At 56.3% G+C, this 23,801-nt stretch carries 19 protein-coding genes; 10 read left to right on the forward strand and 9 right to left on the reverse strand.

Annotated features, from left to right (window positions below):
• Positions 1 to 62 precede the first annotated feature (62 nt).
• Positions 63 to 1,490 carry a glycoside hydrolase family 1 protein gene (locus CMQ96_RS19700; protein WP_004132965.1) on the reverse strand — a complete coding sequence of 476 codons (1,428 nt, stop codon included), beginning with the start codon at positions 1,488 to 1,490 and terminating at the stop codon, positions 63 to 65.
• Between the two features lie 7 nt (positions 1,491 to 1,497).
• Entirely contained in the window at positions 1,498 to 2,835 is a 1,338-nt protein-coding gene (locus CMQ96_RS19705) for a PTS sugar transporter subunit IIC (protein WP_098067204.1), read from the reverse strand.
• Positions 2,836 to 3,139: 304 nt separating this feature from the next.
• On the opposite strand from CMQ96_RS19705, the gene CMQ96_RS19710 reads away from it, so the two are divergent.
• Positions 3,140 to 4,141 (forward strand): LacI family DNA-binding transcriptional regulator, encoded by a 1,002-nt coding sequence (locus tag CMQ96_RS19710; protein ID WP_176518998.1) that lies wholly within the window; start codon positions 3,140 to 3,142, stop codon positions 4,139 to 4,141.
• Positions 4,142 to 4,266: 125 nt separating this feature from the next.
• Here CMQ96_RS19710 and lysA read toward each other — a convergent pair whose 3' ends face one another.
• Positions 4,267 to 5,529 carry a diaminopimelate decarboxylase gene (lysA, locus tag CMQ96_RS19715; protein WP_024358556.1) on the reverse strand — a complete coding sequence of 421 codons (1,263 nt, stop codon included), beginning with the start codon at positions 5,527 to 5,529 and terminating at the stop codon, positions 4,267 to 4,269.
• Between the two features lie 135 nt (positions 5,530 to 5,664).
• Between lysA and CMQ96_RS19720 the strand changes: the two genes are divergently transcribed.
• Positions 5,665 to 6,591 (forward strand): LysR family transcriptional regulator, encoded by a 927-nt coding sequence (locus tag CMQ96_RS19720; protein ID WP_004132958.1) that lies wholly within the window; start codon positions 5,665 to 5,667, stop codon positions 6,589 to 6,591.
• Here the strand turns inward: CMQ96_RS19720 and CMQ96_RS19725 are convergent.
• Entirely contained in the window at positions 6,578 to 7,270 is a 693-nt protein-coding gene (locus tag CMQ96_RS19725; RefSeq protein WP_024358557.1) for an aspartate/glutamate racemase, read from the reverse strand. The two genes, CMQ96_RS19720 and CMQ96_RS19725, sit on opposite strands and share 14 nt — an antisense overlap.
• Before the next feature lie 135 nt (positions 7,271 to 7,405).
• On the opposite strand from CMQ96_RS19725, the gene CMQ96_RS19730 reads away from it, so the two are divergent.
• The 6 genes from CMQ96_RS19730 to CMQ96_RS19755 all read left to right on the forward strand — a co-directional run bounded on the left by CMQ96_RS19730 (position 7,406) and on the right by CMQ96_RS19755 (position 13,653).
• Positions 7,406 to 7,732, forward strand: coding sequence for a cupin domain-containing protein (locus CMQ96_RS19730; RefSeq protein ID WP_004132953.1), 327 nt, complete (start codon positions 7,406 to 7,408; stop codon positions 7,730 to 7,732).
• A 493-nt stretch (positions 7,733 to 8,225) separates the two neighbouring features.
• A complete protein-coding gene (locus CMQ96_RS19735) occupies positions 8,226 to 9,116 on the forward strand; it encodes a carbohydrate ABC transporter permease (RefSeq protein WP_004115132.1) in 891 nt (296 codons plus the stop codon).
• On the forward strand, positions 9,109 to 10,011 hold the full coding sequence (locus CMQ96_RS19740) for a carbohydrate ABC transporter permease (RefSeq protein ID WP_098067206.1): 903 nt from the start codon (positions 9,109 to 9,111) through the stop codon (positions 10,009 to 10,011). Before CMQ96_RS19735 ends, CMQ96_RS19740 begins: the two co-directional genes overlap by 8 nt.
• Positions 10,012 to 10,023: 12 nt before the next feature.
• Positions 10,024 to 11,151 (forward strand): ABC transporter ATP-binding protein, encoded by a 1,128-nt coding sequence (locus CMQ96_RS19745; RefSeq protein ID WP_004132950.1) that lies wholly within the window; start codon positions 10,024 to 10,026, stop codon positions 11,149 to 11,151.
• 16 nt (positions 11,152 to 11,167) lie between these two features.
• Positions 11,168 to 12,454: an ABC transporter substrate-binding protein gene (locus CMQ96_RS19750; protein WP_004124644.1), complete on the forward strand. Its 1,287-nt coding sequence runs from the start codon at positions 11,168 to 11,170 to the stop codon at positions 12,452 to 12,454.
• Positions 12,455 to 12,525: 71 nt separating this feature from the next.
• Entirely contained in the window at positions 12,526 to 13,653 is a 1,128-nt protein-coding gene (locus CMQ96_RS19755) for an oligogalacturonate lyase family protein (protein ID WP_098067207.1), read from the forward strand.
• A gap of 322 nt (positions 13,654 to 13,975) precedes the next feature.
• On the opposite strand, the gene CMQ96_RS19760 is transcribed toward CMQ96_RS19755, so the two are convergent.
• The 3 genes from CMQ96_RS19760 to CMQ96_RS19770 form a co-directional block, all read right to left on the reverse strand.
• Complete coding sequence (locus tag CMQ96_RS19760) at positions 13,976 to 15,319, reverse strand: carbohydrate porin (protein WP_098067208.1); 1,344 nt, start codon at positions 15,317 to 15,319, stop codon at positions 13,976 to 13,978.
• Positions 15,320 to 15,431: 112 nt separating this feature from the next.
• Positions 15,432 to 16,865, reverse strand: a complete 1,434-nt coding sequence (locus CMQ96_RS19765) for a glycoside hydrolase family 32 protein (protein ID WP_049088220.1) — start codon at positions 16,863 to 16,865, stop codon at positions 15,432 to 15,434.
• An 18-nt stretch (positions 16,866 to 16,883) separates the two neighbouring features.
• Positions 16,884 to 18,125 (reverse strand): MFS transporter, encoded by a 1,242-nt coding sequence (locus CMQ96_RS19770; protein WP_004124655.1) that lies wholly within the window; start codon positions 18,123 to 18,125, stop codon positions 16,884 to 16,886.
• Positions 18,126 to 18,365: 240 nt separating this feature from the next.
• Here CMQ96_RS19770 and CMQ96_RS19780 point away from each other — a divergent pair, with 240 nt between their 5' ends.
• Positions 18,366 to 19,361 (forward strand): LacI family DNA-binding transcriptional regulator, encoded by a 996-nt coding sequence (locus CMQ96_RS19780; RefSeq protein WP_004132104.1) that lies wholly within the window; start codon positions 18,366 to 18,368, stop codon positions 19,359 to 19,361.
• Here CMQ96_RS19780 and CMQ96_RS19785 read toward each other — a convergent pair whose 3' ends face one another.
• Both CMQ96_RS19785 and kduD read right to left on the reverse strand, forming a co-directional pair.
• Positions 19,362 to 20,780 (reverse strand): sugar porter family MFS transporter, encoded by a 1,419-nt coding sequence (locus CMQ96_RS19785; protein WP_098067210.1) that lies wholly within the window; start codon positions 20,778 to 20,780, stop codon positions 19,362 to 19,364.
• Between the two features lie 311 nt (positions 20,781 to 21,091).
• On the reverse strand, positions 21,092 to 21,853 hold the full coding sequence (gene kduD / locus CMQ96_RS19790) for a 2-dehydro-3-deoxy-D-gluconate 5-dehydrogenase KduD (RefSeq protein WP_004124661.1): 762 nt from the start codon (positions 21,851 to 21,853) through the stop codon (positions 21,092 to 21,094).
• Between the two features lie 542 nt (positions 21,854 to 22,395).
• Between kduD and CMQ96_RS19795 the strand changes: the two genes are divergently transcribed.
• Positions 22,396 to 23,571 carry an oligogalacturonate lyase family protein gene (locus CMQ96_RS19795; protein ID WP_024358562.1) on the forward strand — a complete coding sequence of 392 codons (1,176 nt, stop codon included), beginning with the start codon at positions 22,396 to 22,398 and terminating at the stop codon, positions 23,569 to 23,571.
• The last annotated feature ends 230 nt before the right edge of the window (positions 23,572 to 23,801 follow it).

The following is a 23,801-nucleotide window of genomic DNA, read 5'->3' on the forward strand; positions in this document are numbered from 1 at the left end:
ACCTGTGCGTTATGAACCTGCGAGTCAATATCGGCCGCTATCTTAGCAAAATTTCCGTCCGCCTAGCGCCACTCATCGTCAATATCCAGCGTCAATTCGCGACTCTCGCCTAGCTTACGGAACCAGCTGGCGGAAGCCTTGGGCCGCCGGGCACGATTATTTTGTAAATCGATTTCAATCAGCCCGTAGCGATTTTTAAACGCGTTCATCGGCGAAACGTTGTCGGTAAAGGCCCACAGCATGTAGCCGTGACAGTTGGCCCCCGCTTCCCTCGCGCGCAGCGTTTGCCACAGATGCTCGCTGATAAAACGGATCCGGTAGTCGTCGGCGATGGCGCCTTCGCGATTGCGAAACTGCCCTTCGTTTTCCACGCCCATGCCGCTTTCCGCCACAAACCACGGAATATTGCGATAGTCCTGCTTGATCCGCATCGCCATATCAAAAACGATTTGCGGATAAATTTCCCAGCCGCGAGAGCTATTCATCCGCCGCCCCGGTAGCTCAAAGGGCTCATAATAGTAAGCCGGGTGGAACGGCGTCTGCGGATGCCAGGCGCGCGAGGGGGCTTTGACGCGATGCGGGTAGTAAAGGTTAATCCCCAGCTCATCGACGGTGTTTTCGCGGATAAGCGCCAGCTCTTGCGCGTCATAATCCCATGAGACGTGGTGCTGTTCGAGCAGGTTCAACAGCTCGGGCGGGTAGACGCCGTGGACCAGCGGATCGAGGAAAACCCGGTTATAAAACAGATCGTAGCGTTCGGCGGCGCGCACATCGTGCGGCGCGTTTGAACGCGGGTAGGTGACCTCCGGGTTAAGAATGCAGCCGACCGTGCCGCGATAGCCTTTCTCGCGAAACAGCCGGACCACTTTTGCCGTCGCCAGCACCTTATGGTGATTCCACTGCATCCAGGTGCCGGTGTTCTGCTCGTAAGGCCAGCGCAGCGCATCCAGATAAACGCGGGTCTGCACGACGATCGGTTCATTGAAGGTAAACCAGCGCGTGACTTGGTGGTGATAGCGGGCGAACACTTTCTCCGCGTACTGCACAAACAGCTCAACCACCTTTTTCGACGCCCAGCCGCCGTACTGCTCCAGCAAATAGCCGGGAAGTTCATAATGCTCAAGGCAGATCATCGGCTCGATGCCGTTGGCCAGCAGTTCATCGAAGAGCTGGTCGTAGTACGCCGCATAGTCTTCATCGACCGTGACGTTTTCATAATCGGTGAGAAAGCGCGACCAGTTAATCGACGTGCGGTAGTGGGTCAGCCCCGCCAGCTTCATCAGCTGCACGTCTTCGCGAAAGCGGTTGATAAAATCGGTCGCCACCGCCGGGCCGTAGCCGTTATGCCAGACGTGGCGGTCGTTTTTGTACCACAGATCCGGCCAGGAGTCCTGGCCCTCTTTTTTGCCGCTCCAGCCCTCGGTTTGCCACGCCGAAGCGGCGGCACCGAGGATAAAGTCGTGGGGGATCGCCATCCTTACTGTCGTCATCGTGTCCTCATATCTGTTGGCTGGTGGGTGTGTTTTCCGCCTGGCGCTGGGCGTTTTCCGCGCGGCGGGAGGCAATTTTGACGAACGGCAGATAGATCAGCACCGCGGTCAGGATGCAGATAAGCTGCGTCACCACCGCCCCCATCGAACCCGCCGTGGAGAGCCAGGCGTTGATCAGCGGCGGCGTGGTCCACGGCACCATCACCACCGCTTTACCGGCAAAACCGGCGGCGGTCGCGAAGTAGCCGATGCTGCCGGTCACCAGCGGTGTGATAATAAAGGGGATCGCGAGGATCGGATTGAGCATGATCGGCATGCCGAAAATCACCGGTTCGTTGATGTTGAACAGGCCCGGTCCAATCGACAGCTTGGCGATCTCTTTCATCTCTTTGCGTTTGGTGGCGATCATGACCGCGATCAGCAGGCCAATCGTCAGCCCCGATCCGCCGATGCTCATATAAACATCCCAGAACGGCATGGTGATGATATTCGGCACCTCTTTGCCCTGCTCAAAGGCGCTCATATTGACGGTGATCGCTCCCAGCAGCAGCGGTTCGCGGATCGGTTTGATCATCTGGTTGCCGTGGATGCCGATAACCCAGAACAGCTGCGCGACAAACATCAGCAGCAGGATCCCCGGCAGGCTTTGCACCACGCGTTCCAGCGGCTGCTGCACCACCTGATAGACCGCGTCATACAGGTACATGCCGGTGGCCTGATGGAAAATAAAGCCAAAGGTGGCAATCGCCGTGGTGGTGATAATGGCCGGGATCAGCGCGGAAAATGACGCCGAGACGTTGGGCGGCACGGTATCCGGCATCTTGATCTTCAGCCCCTTGCGGCCCTCCAGCCAGCAGTAGATCTCCACCGACAGAATGGCGATAAACATACCGAGGAACAGGCTGCGGGTATCGGAGAACTGGCGCAGCAGCACATCTTTCACTTCATGCATTTGGCCGTCGACCATCATCTCGACGGTGGTTGGCGTGACGCAGATAAAGCAGATCACCGCCAGCAGACCGGGGAACAGGCTCTTGATGCCGTTAATCCGCCCCAGTTCGATGCCGATAAGAAAGACCGCGCCAATATTGAGAAAGTTAAGGGTGGCGTAATTGATGGCGCTGGTAATGGGTTTCAGCGCCGCCAGAAACGAGAGCGCCTGAAAGCTGGCGAGCCCGTTTTTCGGATCCAGCACCATATTGGAAATCAGCACCGAAAAGGCGCCAACGATGATCACCGGCATCAGGGTAATAAAAGCGGATTTTATCGCCATGATATAGCGGTAGCTGTTGAATTTCGTGGCGAAACTCCCCAGTGAGTCGATCAGTTTGTCCTGCAATGCCATAGAGGATACCTCAGGTTTAAGGGCTTATAGCGCACCAGGTGTACAGCCAAACACCTATTGGCATACCAAAAAATAGCGACTGGTGAAAATAAGTTCTGTGATTAAGCTCCCAACCCGCTCATTGGTATTCCAGAAAGGCGATAATTGGCATACCGCATTGGCGGTTTTACTTTCCACCCGATCAATTCCTGTAAAAGCGTGATCGCGATGGTTTTTTTGCCGCGCCATGAGACCATATCCCCCTGAATGTCTGTGATAAACTGCGGGTTACCACGTGATATCAGGAATCGGATGAATGGCTACAATGCTGGATGTCTCAATTCGCGCAGGCGTCTCTAAAGCGACGGTTTCCCGCGTGTTGAACGGCACGGGTCAGGTGAAAGAGAGCACCCGCCAACAGGTTTTTAAGGCGATGGAAGAGCTGGGCTATCGGCCTAACTTTCTCGCCCGCTCGCTGGCGAACCGCACCAGCAACAGCATCGGTCTGGTGGTTTCCACCTTTGACGGCTTCTATTTTGGTCGCCTGCTGCAGCAGGCCTCCCGCCAGACGGAAGCCTGGGGCAAACAGCTGATCGTCACCGACGGCCACGATGCGCCGGAGCGTGAAGAAGAGTCGGTGCAGATGCTGGCCGATCGCCAGTGCGACGCCATCGTGCTCTACACCCGCCATATGAGCGAAAAGAAGATCATGTCGCTGATTGAGTCCATCGCCATGCCGCTGGTGGTGATTAACCGCGACGTTAGCCAGGCGCGGGAGCGCTGCGTGTTCTTCGAACAGCAGGATGCGGCGTTCCAGGCGGTGGAGTACCTGATTACCCAGGGCCATCGCGATATTGCCTGTTTAACCGTGCCGATGCACACGCCGACGGGCAAAGCCCGCCTGGAAGGGTATCGTAACGCGCTGAAAAAGCACGGCATCAAGTGGGATCCGGCGAAGGTGAAATACGGTGACTCCACCATGAGCCGCGGCTATGAGCTGTGCTGCGAGCTGCTGGAAGAGAAGACGCCGTTTAGCGCGCTGTTTTCCTGTAACGATGATATGGCGCTGGGCGCGTCGAAAGCGCTGCATCAGGCAGGGCTGCGGATCCCGCAGGATATTTCGCTGTTTGGTTTTGATGACGCGCCGAGCGCGAAATGGCTGGAGCCGGGGCTATCGACGGTCTATTTGCCGATCGACAACATGATCACCACCGCTATCGATCAGGCCATTAAGCTTGCCAACGGTCAGCCGATCGAGACCATACCGCCGTTTACCGGCAAGCTGGTGCTGCGCGAGTCGGTGACAACCGGCCCGTATTACACATAATTAGCTGGAATCGCCCGGTGGCGGTTAACGCCTTACCGGGCCTACAAAAATCCGCAATCCCCTGTAGGGCGGGTAAGGCGCCAGCCGCCACCCGACAGAAACGCAAAAGGCCTTCGGGTACCACTTTACAGCAGCTCAAGCGCCAGCAGCTCTTCAATGGTCTGGCGACGACGAATCAGCCGCGCTTTGCCGTTGTCGAACAGCACCTCCGGCAGTAGCGGACGGCTGTTGTAGTTAGAAGACATCGACGCGCCGTAAGCGCCGGTATCGTGCAGCACCAGATAATCCCCCGGCGCCACCGCAGGCAGCAGGCGGGTTTCCACTTTCCCCCCTTCCTGCTGGGTAAAGACATCGCCCGATTCGCACAGCGGCCCGGCCACCACGGTTTCAATCTGCGCCGCGGCGCGCAGATCGCGACCATCCGCAGCGAGAGCGGTAATATGGTGATAGCTGCCGTACATCGCCGGGCGCATCAAATCATTAAACCCGGCGTCAATCAGCACGAAGTGGCGGCTGCCCATCTCCTTCACGCTGCGAACCTGAGAAACCAGCACCCCGGATTCCGCCACCAGGAAACGACCCGGCTCGATCTCAAGCTTCACCGGATGACCCAGATGTTTAGCGATCTGCTCGCGCGCGGCGTTCCATAAGCCGAAGTAGTGATCGGTGTCGATCGCCTCTTCATCTTCGTGATACGGGATCGACAGCCCGCCGCCGGCGGAGATCGCCTGCAGATCCTGGCCGAATTCAACCACCTGTCGCACCATCGCGCCGCAAACCTGTTCCAGGTGGCCATAGTCGACCCCAGAACCGATATGCATATGAATACCCACCAGCTGGAGCTGGTAACGGCGCATCACTTCCAGCGCCGCCGTTAAATGGCTGTGCCAGATCCCGTGCTTGCTGTTTTCGCCGCCGGTATTGGTTTTTTGGCTATGGCCGTGGCCGAAGCCCGGGTTAACGCGCAGCCAGACGCGATGGCCAGGAGAAACTTCGCCCAGCTGGCTCAGCATATCGATAGATCCGGCGTTGACCGGGATCTGCAGTTCTTTAACCCGCGCCAGCGTCGCGTCGTCGATCAGGTCAGCGGTAAAGACGACATCGTCCGGATGCTGATGCGGATCGTACCCCGCCGCCAGCGCGCGCTCGATCTCGCCCAGCGACACCGAATCGACCTTCACGCCCTGCTCGCGCATCAGGCGCAGAATGTGGATATTGGAGCAGGCCTTCTGCGCAAAACGCACCACGTCGAACTTGCTCAACTGGGCAATCTGGCGGCGGATAATCTGCGCGTCGTAAACCCAAACCGGGCAGCCGAACTCGGCGGGCAGACGCAGCAGGTTTTCTGCGCTCAGGTCGGTATCGGTGGCGTAAAGCGAGTGTGGCATAAAGAACTCCGGTGCTGTGTGTGTGCGTTATCTCTGTTTTTTACGATTACGCCACAGCGCGTACGTAATAAAAAATATCGTTTTATTGCCAGTCTATGCAAAAATGATATGGCTTGCGCCACTTAAGGAACACCCATGCCCGCCGTCAACCTGCGCCATATTGAAATCTTCCATGCGGTGATGACCACCGGCAATCTGACCGAGGCCGCACGCATGCTGCATACCTCGCAGCCCACCGTTAGCCGCGAGCTGGCGCGTTTTGAAAAGGTGCTGGGGTTGACGCTATTCTCCCGTACCCGCGGGCGCCTGCAGCCTACGGTTCAGGGATTACGTCTGTTTGAAGAGGTCCAGCGCTCCTGGTATGGCCTGGACAGAATCGTCAGCGCCGCGGAAAGCCTGCGCGAGTTCCGCCAGGGGGAGCTGTCGATAGCCTGTCTGCCGGTCTTCTCCCAATCGCTATTGCCGCTACTGCTGGCGCCGTTTTTAGCCCGCTACCCTGACGTCAGCCTGCAAATCGTCCCTCAGGAGTCACCGCTGCTGGAGGAGTGGCTATCGGCCCAGCGCCACGATCTGGGATTAACGGAAACCCTGCATACCCCCGCCGGAACCGAGCGTACGCCGCTGCTGACCCTCAATGAAGTGTGCGTACTGCCGCAGGGCCATTCGCTGGCGGCAAAGCCAGCGCTGACGCCGGTGGATTTTCACGGCGAAAACTATATTAGCCTGTCGCGCACCGATAGCTATCGCCAGCTGCTCGATGCCCTGTTTGTCGAACATCAGGTCAAACGGCGGATGGTGGTGGAGACGCACAGCGCCGCCTCCATTTGCGCGATGGTGCGGGCCGGGGTCGGCATTTCGGTGGTTAACCCGCTCACCGCCCTCGATTATGCCGGGAACGGCGTGGTGGTACGCCGTTTTAGCGTTGAAGTGCCTTTTACCGTTAGCCTGGTGCGCCCGCTGCACCGTCCCGGCTCCGCGCTGGTCGATGCTTTCGCTCGCCATCTGCAAGAGAGCATGCCGCGCATCCTCACCCCGCTCGAAGCGGTACTTACGACAGCATAAATTCCACCGCGTCCGCCGCATGAATCGCGGCCGTATCAAATACCGGCAGCGGGCTGCTCTCTTCCGGCACCAGCAGGCCGATTTCGGTACAGCCGAAAATCACCCCTTCCGCCCCCTGCTCCGCCAGCAGCTCAATAACCTGAAGATAGTAGTCGCGCGAGTCTGCGCTAAAGGTTCCCAGACACAGTTCGTCGAAGATGATCTGGTTGATACGTTCACGATCTTCCGCCTCTGGAATCAGCGTGTCGATAGCGAACTGCTGCTGCAGGCGGCCGCGATAAAAATCCTGCTCCATGGTATAGCGCGTCCCCAGCAGAGCCACGCGGCGCTGGCCCTTCGCGGTAATCGCCCGGCCGGTCGCATCGGCAATATGCAGGAACGGCACATCGCAGCGCGTTTCAATGGCCTGCGCGACCTTATGCATGGTGTTGGTGCACAGGACAATCCCCTCGGCGCCCGCCTGCTGTAGCCCGAGCGCCGCCCGGGCGAGGATCTCGCCCGCCCGCTCCCAGTCGCCGCTGGACTGGCAGACTTCAATTTCGTGGAAATCCACGCTATGCAGCAGCAGGCTGGCGGAGTGCAGCCCGCCGAGGCGCGTTTTAATCCCTTCGTTAATAAGACGATAGTAAGGAATCGTCGATTCCCAGCTCATGCCGCCTAACAGACCAATCGTTTTCATCATCCCTCCGTGCGTGAAGTTTCAGTAAAACAAAGTTGTGATCGACTTTCCACTTCTCCAGGCGATCGTTTCCTTTTAGAAGATTATGCGATAGATTAAATGAAACATTGTTTCATTTAATTACAGGACCAGCGGATGTTTATTTTTCATAAAGAGACCACCCTTGAAGATCTGGGCAATGGCGTCACCCGCCGCATCCTTGCGCACGATGGCAAGATGATGGCGGTTGAAGTGAACTTTGAAGCAGGCGCTATCGGGCCGATGCACAATCACCCGCACGAGCAGCTCACCTATGTGCTCTCCGGCGAATTTGAGTTCACCATCGGTGATGAAAAGCACGTGGTCAGCGCCGGCGATACGCTCTACAAGAAACCGAACATTATGCACGGCTGCGTGTGCCTGAAGTCGGGTACGCTGCTTGATACCTTTACCCCCGTTCGTCAGGATTTTCTGCAACAGTAATCTCTCCTCCCCGGGGCATGCCGCGCATGCCCACCATTTTCTGAACTTTTCCGCTACAAATAATTGTCATAAAGTATGTCGCACCGCAATGATTAGCAGCGCAAGCAATCTCGCCTGACTAGCCTCTCTCCGTCGGACTCTCATCCGTATCTCTGACCTCTCATCTCTGCAAAATGCGCGCTCCAGCACCTTTTTGAAACATCGTTTCGACTTTGATCACATTTCCGCGATCAACCGAATGACTCCGTAATAAATAGCAATAAAATAAAATTAAAACGGCGTTTTACAAAATCAGGACGCCGGGTAAGACAAAATCAAAAAACACATGTTCTTCAGGGATAAGAAGAAAGAAAAGTTTCAACCAATCAACCATCGCCAGGGAAGGGTTTACCGCTGACATACCAGGAACGCATTAACTTTCCGGCGGCACGGGCCGCGGGAAAGGCAGTAACCCCGAATCCGTATTACAAACTCGCAAGCCAGGTAGGTATGTATGAATGAAAACAAAATGCTGGGATTGGCATGGATATCGCCCTATATCATAGGGCTGATAGTCTTTACCGCCTTTCCCTTTGTTTCATCTTTCTTCCTCAGTTTCACTGAGTACGATTTGATGAGTCCACCGGTGTTTAACGGCATCGAAAACTATCGCTACATGCTGACCGAAGATGGCCTCTTCTGGAAATCCATGGGCGTGACGTTCGCGTATGTCTTTTTAACCATCCCGTTAAAACTGGCTTTCGCCCTGGGGATCGCTTTTGTCCTCAACTTTAAGCTGCGCGGCATCGGTTTTTTCCGTACCGCCTACTATATCCCGTCCATCCTCGGTAGCTCGGTGGCGATTGCCGTTCTGTGGCGAGCGCTGTTTGCTATCGATGGCCTGCTGAACAGCTTTATTGGCGTGCTCGGCTTCGATCCGGTCAACTGGCTCGGCGAGCCCTCGCTGGCGCTGATGTCCGTTACCCTGCTGCGCGTTTGGCAGTTCGGTTCGGCCATGGTTATCTTCCTCGCGGCGCTGCAGAACGTTCCGCAATCACAATATGAAGCGGCGATGATCGATGGCGCGTCAAAATGGCAGATGTTTATGAAGGTCACGGTGCCGCTGATCACGCCGGTGATTTTCTTCAACTTCATCATGCAGACCACTCAGGCGTTCCAGGAGTTTACCGGCCCGTACGTCATTACCGGCGGCGGCCCGACCTACTCCACCTATCTGTTCTCGCTCTATATCTACGACACCGCCTTTAAGTACTTCGATATGGGCTACGGCGCGGCGCTGGCGTGGGTGCTGTTCCTGGTGGTCGCAGTTTTTGCCGCCATCGCGTTTAAGTCTTCGAAATATTGGGTGTTCTACTCCGCCGATAAGGGAGGCAAAAATGGCTGATATCCAACACATGTCTGAAGCAAGGGACATCGCCGAACGCGAAGTCGCGAGGACGCTGCGTCGTGAGAAAATCAACGCCAGTATCCGCTATGTGATCCTGCTGTTCGTCGGCCTGCTGATGCTCTACCCGCTGGTCTGGATGTTCTCGGCGTCGTTCAAACCGAACCACGAGATCTTCACCACCCTGAGCCTGTGGCCTGCCCACGCGACCTGGGATGGCTTTATCAACGGCTGGAAAACCGGCACCGAGTACAACTTCGGCCACTACATGCTGAACACCTTCAAGTATGTGATCCCGAAAGTGCTGCTGACCATTATCTCCTCTACCATCGTGGCCTACGGCTTTGCCCGCTTCGAAATTCCGTGGAAGAAATTCTGGTTCGCCACGCTGATCACCACCATGCTCCTGCCGAGCACCGTACTGCTGATCCCGCAGTACCTGATGTTCCGTGAAATGGGCATGCTGAATAGCTATCTGCCGCTGTACCTGCTGCTGGCCTTCGCCACCCAGGGGTTCTTCGTCTTCATGCTGATTCAGTTCCTGCGCGGCGTTCCGCGCGACATGGAAGAAGCGGCGCAGATCGACGGCTGTAACTCCATTCAGGTGCTGTGGTACGTGGTGGTGCCGATTCTGAAACCGGCGATTATCTCGGTGGCGCTGTTCCAGTTCATGTGGTCGATGAACGACTTTATCGGTCCGCTGATTTACGTCTACAGCGTGGATAAATATCCGATCGCGCTGGCGCTGAAAATGTCCATCGACGTCACGGAAGGCGCTCCGTGGAACGAAATTCTGGCAATGGCGAGCATCTCCATTCTGCCGTCCATCATCGTGTTCTTCCTGGCACAACGCTACTTCGTACAGGGCGTTACCAGCAGCGGAATTAAAGGTTAAGAGGGAAATATCATGGCTGAAGTTATTTTCAACAAACTGGAAAAGGTCTACTCCAACGGCTTCAAGGCGGTACATGGTATCGATCTGAAAATCGCGGACGGCGAGTTTATGGTTATCGTTGGGCCGTCCGGCTGCGCCAAATCCACCACCCTGCGCATGCTGGCCGGTCTGGAAACCATCAGCGGCGGCGAAGTGCGGATCGGCGAGAAAATCGTGAACAACCTCGCGCCAAAAGCGCGCGGTATCGCGATGGTGTTCCAGAACTACGCGCTCTATCCGCATATGACGGTGCGCGAGAACCTCGCCTTCGGCCTCAAGCTGAGCAAGCTGCCGAAGGATCAAATTGAAGCCCAGGTTAACGAAGCGGCGAAAATCCTTGAGCTGGAAGAGCTGCTGGACCGCCTGCCGCGCCAGCTTTCCGGCGGCCAGGCCCAGCGCGTGGCGGTTGGCCGCGCAATTGTGAAGAAGCCGGATGTGTTCCTGTTCGATGAACCGTTGTCCAACCTCGACGCCAAGCTGCGCGCTTCGATGCGTATCCGTATTTCCGACCTGCACAAGCAGCTGAAGAAATCCGGTAAACCGGCGACCACCGTTTACGTTACCCACGATCAGACCGAAGCGATGACCATGGGCGACCGCATCTGCGTGATGAAGCTGGGCCATATCATGCAGGTGGATACCCCGGACAACCTCTACCACAAGCCGAAAAACATGTTTGTGGCCGGGTTTATCGGCGCGCCGGAGATGAATATTCGTCCCAGCCAGCTGGTTGAGCAAGCGGGACGCCTGCATCTGACCGTTGGCGATGGCCTGCTGCCGCTCAACGACAGGCTGCAGAGCAAGGTCGACACCCACAAGAACCAGCAGGTGTTCTTCGGCGTGCGCCCGGAGTTTGTCTCCATTTCCGATGAACCGTTCGCCGAAGGTTCATGCACCGGCGAAATGGTACGCGTGGAAAACATGGGCCATGAATTCTTCGTCTATCTGAAGGTCGCCGATTATGAACTGACCGCCCGCGTGCCGTCAGATGAAGCGAAGCCCATGATTGAGAAAGGGCTGCATCGCAAGGTGCATTTCAAATTCGATCTCAACAAGTGTCATATCTTTGACGCCAAAACTGAACAGAACATCTCTCTGTGAACCCTGGAGTATTAAAATGAAAAAAGTGCTTTTAAGCGCCGCAATCTCCGCAACTTTGGCCCTTACCGCGTTACCTTCCATGGCGAAGGATGTCGACCTGCGTATGTCATGGTGGGGCGGCAACGGCCGCCACCAGGTGACCCTGAAGGCGCTGGAAGAGTTCCATAAACTCAATCCGGATATCAACGTGAAGGCGGAATATACCGGCTGGGACGGTCACCTTTCGCGTCTGACCACGCAAATCGCCGGCGGCACCGAGCCGGACGTGATGCAAACCAACTGGAACTGGCTGCCGATCTTCTCGAAAAACGGCGAAGGCTTCTACGATCTGAATAAGATGAAGGACGTGATCGACCTGAGCCAGTTTGACGCCAAAGAGCTGCAATCCACTACGGTGGACGGCAAGCTTAACGGTATTCCGATCTCCGTCACCGCGCGCGTGTTCTACTTCAACGACGAGACCTGGAAAAAAGCGGGCGTCGAGTACCCGAAAACCTGGGACGAGCTGATGGCGGCGGGTAAAACCTTCGAGAGCAAGCTGGGTAAACAGTATTACCCGGTCGTGCTGGAGCACCAGGATACCCTGGCGCTGCTGAATTCATATATGATTCAGAAGTACAACCAGCCGGCTATCGATGAAAAAACCAAAAAATTCTCCTACAGCAAAGAGCAGTGGGTCGAATTTTTCCAGATGTATAAAAAGCTTATCGACAGCCACGTGATGCCGGACACCAAGTACTATGCCTCGTTCGGTAAGAGCAACATGTATGAAATGAAGCCGTGGATTCAGGGTGAGTGGGCGGGAACCTATATGTGGAACTCCACCATTAACAAATACTCCGACAACCTGAAGCCGCCGGCGAAGCTGGAACTGGGCAGCTATCCGATGCTGCCGGGCGCCACCGACGCGGGTCTGTTCTTTAAACCTGCGCAAATGCTCTCGATTGGTAAATCGACTAAAAACCCGGAAGCGGCGGCGAAGGTGATCAACTTCCTGCTGAACAGCAAAGAAGGGGTTGAGACGCTGGGCCTGGAGCGCGGCGTGCCGTTGAGCAAAGTCGCGGTGCAGTACCTGACCGAAAACGGCGCGATCAAAGAGGACGATCCGGCGGTATCTGGCCTGCGTCTGGCGCAGTCCCTGCCGGCCAAACTCTCGGTGTCGCCGTACTTTGACGACCCGCAGATCGTCGCCCAGTTCGGCACCTCTCTGCAGTACATCGACTACGGGCAGAAAACCGTGGAAGAGACGGCAATTGACTTCCAGCGTCAGTCTGACCGCATCCTGCGCCGCGCGATGCGCTAATTGCCTGTTATCGGAACCTACCCCGCAGCTCCGGCTGCGGGGTATTTTTTTAGCAAGGAGTGAATCGAATCATGAAAGGCAAAATCATCCCGCTGAGCTTTCTGCACACGCAGGACAGCGAAACCGGTCACCAGGTGATCCGGATGACGCCACCGCATGTTATCTGCCATCGCAACTATTTCTATCAAAAATGCTTTACCCGGGATGGCGGCAAGCTGATTTTCGGCGGCGCGTTTGAAGGCCACTGGAACTACTATTTACTCGATATCGCCGGCCAGCAGGCGACCCAGCTCACCGACGGGCCGGGCGATAACACCTTTGGCGGTTTCCTTTCCGCCGACGACCGGTCGCTGTGGTATGTGAAAAACAACCAGCAGCTGCGCCGCGTGGATCTGGCCTCGCTGGAGGAACAGGTCGTATATCAGGTGGATGACCAATGGGTAGCCTACGGAACCTGGGTCGCCAATAGCGATTGCAGTCAGATGGTCGGAATCGAAATCAAAAAAAGCGACTGGCAGCCGTTGACCGACTGGGGCAAGTTCCGCGCCTTCTACTTCACCGAGCCGGAGTGCCGGTTGATTAATATCGATCTGCGCAGCGGCGAACAGCGCGTGGTATTGCAGGAAAAACGCTGGCTCGGCCACCCGATTTACCGCCCGTTTGACGACAGCACCATCGCCTTCTGCCATGAAGGTCCGCGCGATGCTATCGATGCCAGAATGTGGCTTATCAACGCTGACGGCAGCAACATGCGCAAGGTGCGCCAGCACCAGCCGGGTGAGAGCTTTACGCACGAATTCTGGGTACCGGATGGCTCCGCGCTTTACTATGTCGCGCATCAGGAAAACGATCCGCATCGCTATCTGTATCGCGCCGACCCGGCAACCCTGGAGAACCGCCAGCTGATGGCCATTCCTCCCTGTTCACATTTGATGAGCAATCACGATGGCTCGCTGGTGGTCGGTGACGGCGCGCCGCACAGCACCGGCGATATCCAGTTTAACGATCCGTTTATCTGGATGTTTGATATTGCCGCCGATAAGCAGACCGCGGTGTGCCGCCACGACTCCACCTGGAAAGTGATTGAGGGCGAGCGCCAGGCGACGCATCCGCATCCGTCATTTTCACCGGACAACCGCTGGGTGCTGTTTACCTCCGATAAAGAGGGCATGCCCGCGCTGTATCTGGCGGAGGTGTAGTGATTCGGCAACGTCCCGGCTCGCGCGGTGCTTAGCCGGGCTACCGCCGTGTGCGATCCCCTAGCCCCTGACAAATACGCGGCATCGCCTCCGGGAATTATCACCCTGCTTCCCCGGGGGCGGCGCAAAGCGCCTGCCCGGGCTACAGGTTCACTGCCGTCTGCGGACAGGTAGCCCGGACAGATGCGCGGCATCGCCTCCGGGACTTATCCCCCGGCTTCCCCGGGGGCGGCGCAAAGCGCCTGCCCGGGCTACGAGTTCACCGCAGCCTGCGATCCCGTAGCCCGGGTAAGGCGTTTACGCCGCGACCCGGGAAAAATCGTCAGAAGAAATATTTAAACCGCACCCGCGCGCCGTAGCGTTCATCAGTATTGCCGCTTTTCGCCGCCGATGAATCGAGCCATGACGCATAGGCCCCGAGATAGATATTAAAGTTCGGCATATCCATAATATTCGGCAGATGCCATGAGGTATGAAGGGTGTGAATGTCGTAGCGCCCCGGCGCCAGAATGGCGCAGTCGCCATCGCACTCCGCGTTGACGCCGGACATATTAAACTGGTCGATTTTGTTATGCGCGTAAATGTAGCCCAGCTCCACGCGATGCCATAACGCATTGATACCGGCGCTGAAATCCTTTTCGTCCGCCGCATCCAGATACGCGGTGCTTACGTTCACCACCGCCCCGTCCTCGGCATCAGTTTTCAGCGTATTCCAGCTCATTGTCATACCGTAGCCGGTACGGCTGGACTGATCGACCCAGCGCCCGTTCTGAGTCTGATAGCCATAAGCGTTATTGACGAGGTTGCTCTCCATCGCCGCGGCCACCGACCAGGGACCGGATTGCCAGGCAGCGACCGGGCGCACATAAACCACGTTTTTGCTGTTATCCAGCGCGTTGCCGTGATAGCGCTGATTCACAAACAGCGAACTGCCGTCCTCCACCAGCGTATTGACCTCAAAGTACCAGTTATCAAGATTTTTACTGAGCAGGAAGTTGCCGCCGCTGCTGCTGCGTCCGCGCCCCTCTTTCATCATATAAATATAGCCGTAGCCGTCGCTATACAGGTCGTTCGCCGTATTACCGGAATATTCAATAAACGTATCCTGATTAAGCGGGAACATATCGTAGGCTTCGAAGCGACCGATTTTAATTTTCCAGTCATCCTGCTGACCAAAGAAAAAGGCCGCGTCATCAAGATTCATTTTGCCATTCATATCCGCCAGCGGCTGCACGCTGAATCCGGCATATTTACCGTTAGCCCCTTTGCGTAATCCATCAAAGCCGAGAAGAATACGTCCGTTAATATCCCAGCGCTCTTTATCCCCCGGCGCCCAGTTTTTATTGGCGCTGGTTTTTACCGACGTCAGGCTACCGGTACGGCTGGCGCCGTCCATATTAAACTCAACGTCGCCATAGAATTTTAACTCACCATAATCATTAAGCTGCAAAGCGGGCTTAGCCGGCACGACGCTCGCCACCGTCGCCGGCGCCTCCTGGTTTTTCAACGCGCGAATCTCCGCCTCCGCGCTGGCCGCCCGCTGTTCGGTCGCCTTCAGGCGTTGTTCCATTTGTGCCAGCCGCTCCTCAAGGGATAACGGCGCCTGAGCATTAGCCAGAGGGGTAAATAAAGACGTCAGAACACAACCGACCCAGATTTTATTCATCGGAAAACCCTTTATTATTTAGTTAAATAGTATTTTTTATTTATGGGTAAAGCTCGACAATAATAACCCGTCCACCGTCGAAGACGGGTTATTAACAACTATTCAGTAAAACTTATTCCAGCTGCCAGGCTCCTGCTTCTTTTAAATATGCAGAGCCGCTCCAGGAAAATAACGCTAATTCACGGCGAGCGGCGTCAGGATATATACGACTGCTGAGACAGGCCTCGCCATCATTCACAAACACCTCTACCGAAGAGCTATCGAAGAATATCCTCAGCTTCAGATCGGCGCCTTCGGTCAACGGGACGCTGCGGGTGCCGCAGAGGCCATACTGCGGATAGTGTCGCTCAAGCACCAGGCGCTGCATCTGCGCATCCACGTAAACGCGCAGACCATCGCCGAAGCTCAGGCCATACTGTTCAGCGCTGCTGCTGGCGCAGTCCCAGTGCAGGATCACCTCCATCGCCTCGCAGTTTTCCACCGTCGTGGTCTGCTGGTTCTTCAGCGTCGTGACCGGCCACGGGAAGCTGGCGCCGCGCATACTCTCAACCTCTTTCGCCGGACGCATCTGCAGACGGTTATCGGCGCTCAGGCTCAGCTCCCGCGGCAGCGAAAGCATGCCCGCCCAGCCGTCCTGCTGCTCCGGCAGCGGCGATTCCCACATATCCAGCCAGCCGATGACAATGCGGCGACCATCGGGCGTGAGGAAGCTCTGCGGGGCGTAGAAATCGTGCCCGTGATCCATTTCGACAAACTCCCCCTCGCGTACAAACGCCTGCCCCGGCTGCCACTCACCGAGCAGATAGCCGCTCTGGAACAGGTTGCGGTTGCGATAGCCTTTCGCCGCCAGCCCCTGAGGGGAGAACATCAGGATATGTTTGCCATTGAGGGCGAAGAAATCCGGGCATTCCCACATATAGCCCATCTCTTTTTCCGCTTCATCAAGCACGCCCGCGTCCTGCCACTGGCGCAGATCGGCTGAGCGATACAGCCGCACCTGGCCGGTATCGCCATCGCGAGCGCCGACGATCATGTACCAGCTGTCCCCTTCTCGCCACACTTTCGGGTCGCGGAAATGGTGCATGCCCGGCGGGGTGTCGACCACGATCCCCTGGCGCTCGAAGTGAATCCCGTCGCGACTGGTCGCCAGACACTGCACCTGATACAGGTTGGCTTCATCGCTGGGATCGCCGTGGAATTTATGCCCGGTATAAATCAGCGCCAGCGTATCGCCATCCACCACCGCGGAGCCGGAGAAGCAGCCGTCTTTATCCTCCGGGCCTTCCGGGGCCAGCGCTACCGGCAGATGCTCCCAGTGCACCAGATCCTTACTGCGCGCGTGACCCCAGTGCATCGGTCCCCATTGGGTGGAGTACGGATGGTGCTGGTAAAAAGCGTGATACCAGCCGTCGAACCAGACCAGGCCATTGGGATCGTTGATCCAACCCGCGCGGGCGGCCAGGTGATAGCGCGGATACCAGCGCAGGTTCAGCTCTTCATGTTTGGCCTGCAGTTCTTGCTCGGCCCGGGGAATGGAATACGTCATATTGATTACTCTTTTGATTCAGATAGCGGAAGTTTGCGGCATCAGCGGGTCCGAAGAGGACTTACTGGAACGCAACAAGAAGATGGAGATAAAGGTGGTGCAGAACACCAGCAGTCCCATAATCAGATAGGACTGGGCGAAGCCGTATTTCTCATAGCTATAGCCAGCCAGCGGCGACAGCACCGTCGCGATAACCGAGCTGGTGCAGGCAAAGCCCACCAGATACAGCGTTGAGGAGAGACGTTTGTCGAAGTTCAGGCTGTTGTATTTAAAGATGGAGACCAGCAGCACCGGCAGCTCGACCGCGTGCAGCAGTTTAGTAATGGAGATAAGCAGCGGCCCTTCCACCAGCCCGGACGCCACCATCCGCATCGCCATCACCATCCCGGCGAAGATCAGACCGTTTTTCGCGCCAATACGGTTAACCAGCCACGGCGCGCAGAACATACCGGCGGCTTCCAGGAACACCTGGAACGAGTTCAGGTAGCCGTACATCTCGTTGCCTTCCTGTAAGGTCGGGAACTGGGAAGAGAAGTAGACCGGGAACTGCTGATCGTAAACGCCGTAGATACAGGTGCCGATGACGAAGAACACCAGCGCCCAAAAGCGCGGCAGGGTCAGCAGACGCAGAGCATCCTCCAGCGTCACTTTACCGCCCGATACCGCCTCCTGCATGGCGTGCGGCGCGGAAGAGACCCGCAGTCGCGCCAGTAGTATAAAAAAGACCAGTCCGGAGCAGCTGGCCACCGCGAAGTTTAAATGCGGGTTAATATTGAACAGCAAACCGGCGAAGAATGTCGCCACCGCCCAGCCCAGCGAGCCCCACATCCGCGCTTTGCCGAATTCAAACTGGCTCTGGCGCGCGACGCGCTCGGTGTAGGACTCCAGTACGCCGATACCGCCGTTGAAGGTCAGTCCGATATAAATCCCGCCGAAGATGCTGCCGAGCAAGACGTTAATTTTGAGCAGATAGCCAAACAGCATATAGGCCGGGCCGGAGAGGATCAGCAGAACGGTAATGTACCAGAGCAGATTTTTACGCAGGCCGAGTTTGTCCTGTATAAAGCCATAACACACCTGCGCGAAAAGCGCCGAGACGGAAAGCACCGAGAAGATAATCCCGGTATCCCCCGGTTTAAGGCCCACTTCCTGGTGCAGCCAGATCGAGAGCAGCGAACCTGAAGAGGACCAGGTCACGAAAAAGAAAAACAGTAACGCGCTGAGTAACGGATAGCTTTGTGAGGGGTGCGCTTTCATCATGACATTCTCATGTAGGAGTAATGCTGATATGGTAACGTTAACAAAAAACGAATCTCATGTCGTTTTGCTGAGATTCATGATGTTAATCACAAAAGTTAACGTTAACATAACGAGAGTGCGATCGCGATCAAATATTCCTCGTCTGCATCGGCACCGGGTGTACGATAGAATATCGTATGATCCTTTTACATCAGTAACTTAGTAAAACCCGTTGCCGACGGCAGGGGTGGAGCACTTAATATGGCATCTCTGAAAGATGTGGCAAAGCTGGCGAATGTGTCGCTGATGACGGTCTCCCGGGCGCTAAACAGCCCGGAAAGACTCAAGCCGGAAACCCTGGCTCGGGTCCAGGCGGCTATCGAAGAGACTAACTACGTCCCCGACCTGTCGGCGAAGAAAATTCGCGGCGCCCACGCGACGCCAAACACCATCGGGGTGCTGGCGCTGGATACTGTCACTACACCGTTCTCGGTGGAGATTACGCTCTCCATCGAAGAGACCGCGCGGGCGCACGGCTGGAACAGCTTCGTGGTCAACATGTTCTCTGACGATAGCCCGGAAACCATTGTCGACCTGCTGCTCTCCCACCGTCCGGACGGGATTATTTATACCACGATGGGCCTGCGCCAGGTGCCGCTTCCGGCCAAGCTGTTAACCCTCCCCTGCGTGCTGGCCAACTGCGAAAGCCTGCACGATCCGGTGGCCAGCTATATCCCGGACGACGAACAGGGTCAGTATACGGCGGTGCAGGCCCTGCTGGCCGCGGGCTACCGCCGTCCGCTGTGCCTGCATCTGCCGGCGAATCATCTGGCGACCGTCCGCCGCCGGCAGGGACTGGAACGCGCCTGCCGGGAAGCGGGGATTGACCCGGATACGCTCGACCACAGCTATATGGCCTATGGCGATGAGCACTATCGCGATATTCCCGCTGTCGTGCTGGCGCATATTCAGCAACCCACGCTGCCATTCGACTCGGTGATTTGCGGCAACGACCGCATCGCGTTTATGGTCTATCAGACGCTACTGGCGCAGGGGCTGCGCATTCCGCAGGATGTGGCGGTGGTGGGTTACGACAATATGGTGGGGATCGGCGATCTGTTTTTTCCGCCGCTCTCAACGGTGCAGCTCCCGCACTATGATATTGGGCGCCTGAGCGCCCTGCACATTATTAACGGCGACAGCCACCGGGAGACGGTACGGGTTGCCAGCCCGTGGCTGCCGCGCGAGTCCTTATAGTTAATTGCCGATATTGCGCAGCTTCTCGCCGGACATCAGCTTGCGTTCAATATGCTCAAGGGTGACGTTTTTGGTTTCCGGGATCAGCCAGAAAGTCACGCCGATAAAGGCGACGTTCAGCGCGGTATATAGCCAGAAGGTTCCCGCCGCGCCGATAGCGTCCAGCAGCGTCAGGAAGGTCGCGCCGATAATCATGTTCGACACCCAGTTGGTGGTGGTTGAGCAGGTGATACCGAAATCGCGGCACTTCAGCGGCTGAATTTCCGAACACAGGATCCACACCACCGGCGCGGCGCTCATCGCATAGCCGGCGATACACATCATGGTCATCCCCACCGACAGCCAGGAGAGACCGCTGGAGGCGGTGCCGTTATCAAACTGCATCAGGCAGTAGCCCAGCACCAGCGTGCCGATGGCCATCACGCTAAAGCCGATTTTCAGCGCCGGTTTACGCCCGGCCTTATCGACGGTAAAGACGGCGATAAAGGTGGCAAACATAAAGGTTAACCCGACCACCAGGGTCGCCACCATCTGCTGCTCGGTAGTGGTGAAGCCGGCCATTTTGAAGATGCGCGGCGCGTAGTACATGATGATATTCATCCCGGTAAATTGCTGCATCGCCTGCAGCAGCATGCCAAGGAATACCGCCCGCCGCACGTTGCGGTTGACCTTAAACAGCGTCCAGCCGCCCTGCTTCAGCTTGAGGCTTTCACGGATCTCATTCAGCTCGTCACGGGCTTTTTCGGACGTGTCGCGCAGCATCCGCAGCACCTCTTCCGCTTCTACGTGACGCCCTTTTTCCGCCAGCCAGCGCGGGCTGTTCGGCAGGAAGATCACCAGAATAATCAGCACCAGCGCCGGCAGCGCCAGTACGCCAAGCATCGCTCGCCAGTTGCCGCTGTAGCTGAACGCGGTATCGGAGAGAAACGCCATCACGATCCCCAACGTCACCATCAGCTGATACATGCTGATCATCTTGCCGCGTACGTTTTCGCTCGCCATTTCCGACAGATACAGCGGCGCGGTATAAGAGGCGATCCCCACCGCGACCCCGAGAACGATCCTCGCCGCCAGCAGCATTTCGACGCTGCCGGCAAAAGCGGAGCCCACGGAACCGGCCACGAACAGCACTGCGCCCACCATCAGGCTGTATTTGCGCCCGAGGCGAAAAGAGAGCCAGCCGTTAAATAACGCGCCGATAGCGGCTCCCAGCATCATGCTGCTCACCACCCACTCCTGCAGGCGGCTGGATAAAACGAAATGATCGGTAATAAAGGGCAGCGCCCCGGCAATTACGCCGATATCAAGGCCAAACAGCAATCCTGCCACCGCGGCGGCAACCGAGACAAACTGATTCATGCGCCGGGTATCGCGCTGCGTACGCGGCATGGTTGTAGAGTCGTGACTGATTGAGGTCATTTTTTTCCCGCCAGACGAAGTAAGAGATACGATGAAACTACGGGATCGGTGGCGCAAGGTGTCAGGCGTGACAAGCCAAAGATATGGATTAAGTTGCTACAGGCAATGGTTTTGTGATGGACATTCAACTTTCCAAAGAACAGAAAATAAGCATTTCAACTTCATCGGCCCTTGCTAAACATAGATACTCTGTCAGGAAACAAGTAAACCATATGGACTATTTCAATTTCATCATATGGACAATTGATATTGAGCTATAAAAAAACCCTGCCGCAGCAGGGTTCCATTTTGCGCTGATAACGCGGAAAACGTTAGCGCGCCAGCCAGCCGCCATCCACCGCCACGGTGTAGCCATTGATGTAGTCAGAAGCGCTGGAGGCCAGGAAGACTACCGGCCCCATCAGGTCGCTCGGCAGACCCCAGCGTCCCGCCGGAATACGGTCGAGGATCTCGCTGCTGCGCTGTTCGTCAGCGCGCAGCTGCTGGGTATTGTTGGTCGCCATATAGCCCGGCGCCAGCGCGTTGACGTTGATGCCGTGCTTCGCCCACTCGTTCGCCAGCAGGCGGGTCACGCCCATCACCGCGCTTTTAGACGCCGTGTAGGACGGTACGCGGATCCCGCCCTGGAAAGAGAGCATCGAGGCGATATTGATAATCTTGCCGCCGGTACCCTGAGCGATAAAGTGCTTCGCCGCCGCCTGAGACATAAAGAACACGCTCTTAATATTCAGGTTCATCACGTCGTCCCAGTTTTTCTCGCTGAATTCAATCGCGTCTTCGCGACGGATCAGACCGGCGTTGTTAACCAGGATATCGATATGCCCGAACTCCGCTACCGCACGCTCCAGCAGCTGTGGAATGCCGTCAATCTGGCGCAGATCGGCGGTCAGGCTGAGAAAACGGCGGCCCAGCGCCGTGACGCGCTCAATGGTTTCCGTCGGTTCAACAATATTGATACCCACGATATCGCAGCCGGCTTCCGCCAGGCCCACCGCCATACCCTGGCCCAGACCCGTATCACAGCCGCTGACCACGGCCACTTTGCCCTGCAGGGAGAATGCGTCGAGAATCATACTTGGTTCCTTAATCTTTCAGAGCCTGTGTAGGTACAGGCAAGGTTCTGATAGTCCAGCCTGCTGCTTGTGCAGACCCTTATGGTTTGAAGAACTCTCAGGGATTGACCCTTCTAAAAATAAAACAGAGTTCCGTTTTACTGTGAGCACATCTTAGCCCCGGCTAAAGTCATTTTCAATTATTATTAAAACATCGTTTCAATTTTAAGACTGATAAATGTTAAAAATGCAAAACAGATCACGAAGCGCCGGAGGATTAATCCGGAAATATTGATTTAATTCATTAAAATACAGTCAGTTATAGTTAACTTTAAAAAAAGACCATAGATTGAAGAAAATCGACAAGAAATCAAAGACCGCCGGGATGCGTGCCGCACGTCGCGCAAAAAACGCGATCTGCCGCAAGAAGTTGTTGCGAATTGCGTCCGCCATCACAAATAATGAAACGATGTTTTGATAAATTAACACCTATCTTTTAATTCTACTTCCACTGGCCGGTCAACGCAGGCGAGCGGCATCTCAGGAAGGCAAAGGAGTACATCATGGCTAAAGGCATGCGGGTTAAACTGAATTATGAAGTCAGCCGCGATCCGGACACCGGCGCGGAGATCACCCGTTTAACCCCACCGGAAGTGACCTGTCATCGTAACTATTTCTATCAGAAGTGTTTTTTTAACGATGGCAGCCATTTGCTGTTTGCCGGCGAGTTCGACGGCAACTGGAACTATTATCTGCTGGACCTCGCAAAAGCCGAGGCGGTGCAGCTAACGGAAGGCGCCGGTGATAACACGTTTGGCGGTTTCCTTTCCCCGGATGATAAATCCCTTTATTACGTGAAGAACGACCGGACGCTGCTGGAAGTTAACCTCACGACGCTGCAAGAGCGCGAAGTGTATCGCGTCGCCGATGACTGGGTTGGCTACGGCACCTGGGTGGCCAACAGCGATTGCACCAAGCTGGTCGGCATCGAGATTGCCAAAAGCGACTGGACGCCGCTTAACGACTGGCAGATTTTCCACGATTTCTTCCACAAAGGCCCCCGCTGCCGCCTGCTGCGCGTCGATCTGCAAACCGGCGAAAGCCGCGTGATCCACGAAGAGAAAAAATGGCTGGGCCACCCGATCTATCGTCCGTTCGATGACAATACCGTCGCCTTCTGCCATGAAGGCCCGCACGACCTGGTCGATGCGCGGATGTGGATGGTGAATGAAGACGGCAGCAACGTGCGTAAAGTCAAAGCGCATGCTGAGGGCGAAAGCTGCACCCACGAATTCTGGGTCCCGAACGGCTCCGCGCTGGTGTACGTCTCTTATCTGAAGGGCCAGCAGGGGCGAACTATCTATAGCTTCAACCCCGATACCGGCGTCAATGAAGCGGTGATGCAGATGCCGGCCTGTTCGCATCTGATGAGTAACTTTGACGGCACGATGCTGGTTGGCGATGGCTCCGGTACCCCGGTGGACGTCAAAGACACCAGCGGCTACACCATTGATAACGACCCGTATCTGTACGCTTTCGATGTCGCGAAGCAGGCCTATTTCCGCGTCGCGCGTCACGATACCTCCTGGGCAACGGTAGCCAATAGTCGCCAGGTGACCCACCCGCACCCGTCCTTTACGCCGGACGATAGCGCCATTTTGTTCAGTTCCGATAAAGACGGTAAACCTGCCGTGTATATCGCGAAGCTGCCGTCACAGCCTGAGATGCTGAAGGCATAGCGTTAGCCACTGTTTGAGTTAGTGTTTCTGTAACTGGCCTTGCCCTCCTTTTGGAGGGCTTTTTTGTGCCCGCCGTTTTCCCCGGATTGCGCTGCGCTTATCCGGGCTACATGACGTGCATAGGGGGTAGCCCGGAGAGGCGCATTGCGCCGCCTCCGGGAAGAGGGATTCATACCAACAGAAAACCCCGGCTGACCGCTCCGGGGGAAAACGATGAGGATATTTTTTAA

The sequence above is a fragment of the Klebsiella sp. MBT K-1 genome (genome assembly GCF_002556465.1).
Classification (GTDB): domain Bacteria; phylum Pseudomonadota; class Gammaproteobacteria; order Enterobacterales; family Enterobacteriaceae; genus Klebsiella; species Klebsiella grimontii.

What these genes read in the sequence shown, in the direction of transcription:
- CMQ96_RS19700 (WP_004132965.1), bottom strand. Translation starts at nt 1,490, where the DNA reads ATGACGACAGTAAGGATGGCGATCCCCCACGACTTTATCCTCGGTGCC.
- CMQ96_RS19705 (WP_098067204.1), bottom strand. Translation starts at nt 2,835, where the DNA reads ATGGCATTGCAGGACAAACTGATCGACTCACTGGGGAGTTTCGCCACG.
- CMQ96_RS19710 (WP_176518998.1), top strand. Translation starts at nt 3,140, where the DNA reads ATGCTGGATGTCTCAATTCGCGCAGGCGTCTCTAAAGCGACGGTTTCC.
- lysA (WP_024358556.1), bottom strand. Translation starts at nt 5,529, where the DNA reads ATGCCACACTCGCTTTACGCCACCGATACCGACCTGAGCGCAGAAAAC.
- CMQ96_RS19720 (WP_004132958.1), top strand. Translation starts at nt 5,665, where the DNA reads ATGCCCGCCGTCAACCTGCGCCATATTGAAATCTTCCATGCGGTGATG.
- CMQ96_RS19725 (WP_024358557.1), bottom strand. Translation starts at nt 7,270, where the DNA reads ATGAAAACGATTGGTCTGTTAGGCGGCATGAGCTGGGAATCGACGATT.
- CMQ96_RS19730 (WP_004132953.1), top strand. Translation starts at nt 7,406, where the DNA reads ATGTTTATTTTTCATAAAGAGACCACCCTTGAAGATCTGGGCAATGGC.
- CMQ96_RS19735 (WP_004115132.1), top strand. Translation starts at nt 8,226, where the DNA reads ATGAATGAAAACAAAATGCTGGGATTGGCATGGATATCGCCCTATATC.
- CMQ96_RS19740 (WP_098067206.1), top strand. Translation starts at nt 9,109, where the DNA reads ATGGCTGATATCCAACACATGTCTGAAGCAAGGGACATCGCCGAACGC.
- CMQ96_RS19745 (WP_004132950.1), top strand. Translation starts at nt 10,024, where the DNA reads ATGGCTGAAGTTATTTTCAACAAACTGGAAAAGGTCTACTCCAACGGC.
- CMQ96_RS19750 (WP_004124644.1), top strand. Translation starts at nt 11,168, where the DNA reads ATGAAAAAAGTGCTTTTAAGCGCCGCAATCTCCGCAACTTTGGCCCTT.
- CMQ96_RS19755 (WP_098067207.1), top strand. Translation starts at nt 12,526, where the DNA reads ATGAAAGGCAAAATCATCCCGCTGAGCTTTCTGCACACGCAGGACAGC.
- CMQ96_RS19760 (WP_098067208.1), bottom strand. Translation starts at nt 15,319, where the DNA reads ATGAATAAAATCTGGGTCGGTTGTGTTCTGACGTCTTTATTTACCCCT.
- CMQ96_RS19765 (WP_049088220.1), bottom strand. Translation starts at nt 16,865, where the DNA reads ATGACGTATTCCATTCCCCGGGCCGAGCAAGAACTGCAGGCCAAACAT.
- CMQ96_RS19770 (WP_004124655.1), bottom strand. Translation starts at nt 18,125, where the DNA reads ATGATGAAAGCGCACCCCTCACAAAGCTATCCGTTACTCAGCGCGTTA.
- CMQ96_RS19780 (WP_004132104.1), top strand. Translation starts at nt 18,366, where the DNA reads ATGGCATCTCTGAAAGATGTGGCAAAGCTGGCGAATGTGTCGCTGATG.
- CMQ96_RS19785 (WP_098067210.1), bottom strand. Translation starts at nt 20,780, where the DNA reads ATGACCTCAATCAGTCACGACTCTACAACCATGCCGCGTACGCAGCGC.
- kduD (WP_004124661.1), bottom strand. Translation starts at nt 21,853, where the DNA reads ATGATTCTCGACGCATTCTCCCTGCAGGGCAAAGTGGCCGTGGTCAGC.
- CMQ96_RS19795 (WP_024358562.1), top strand. Translation starts at nt 22,396, where the DNA reads ATGGCTAAAGGCATGCGGGTTAAACTGAATTATGAAGTCAGCCGCGAT.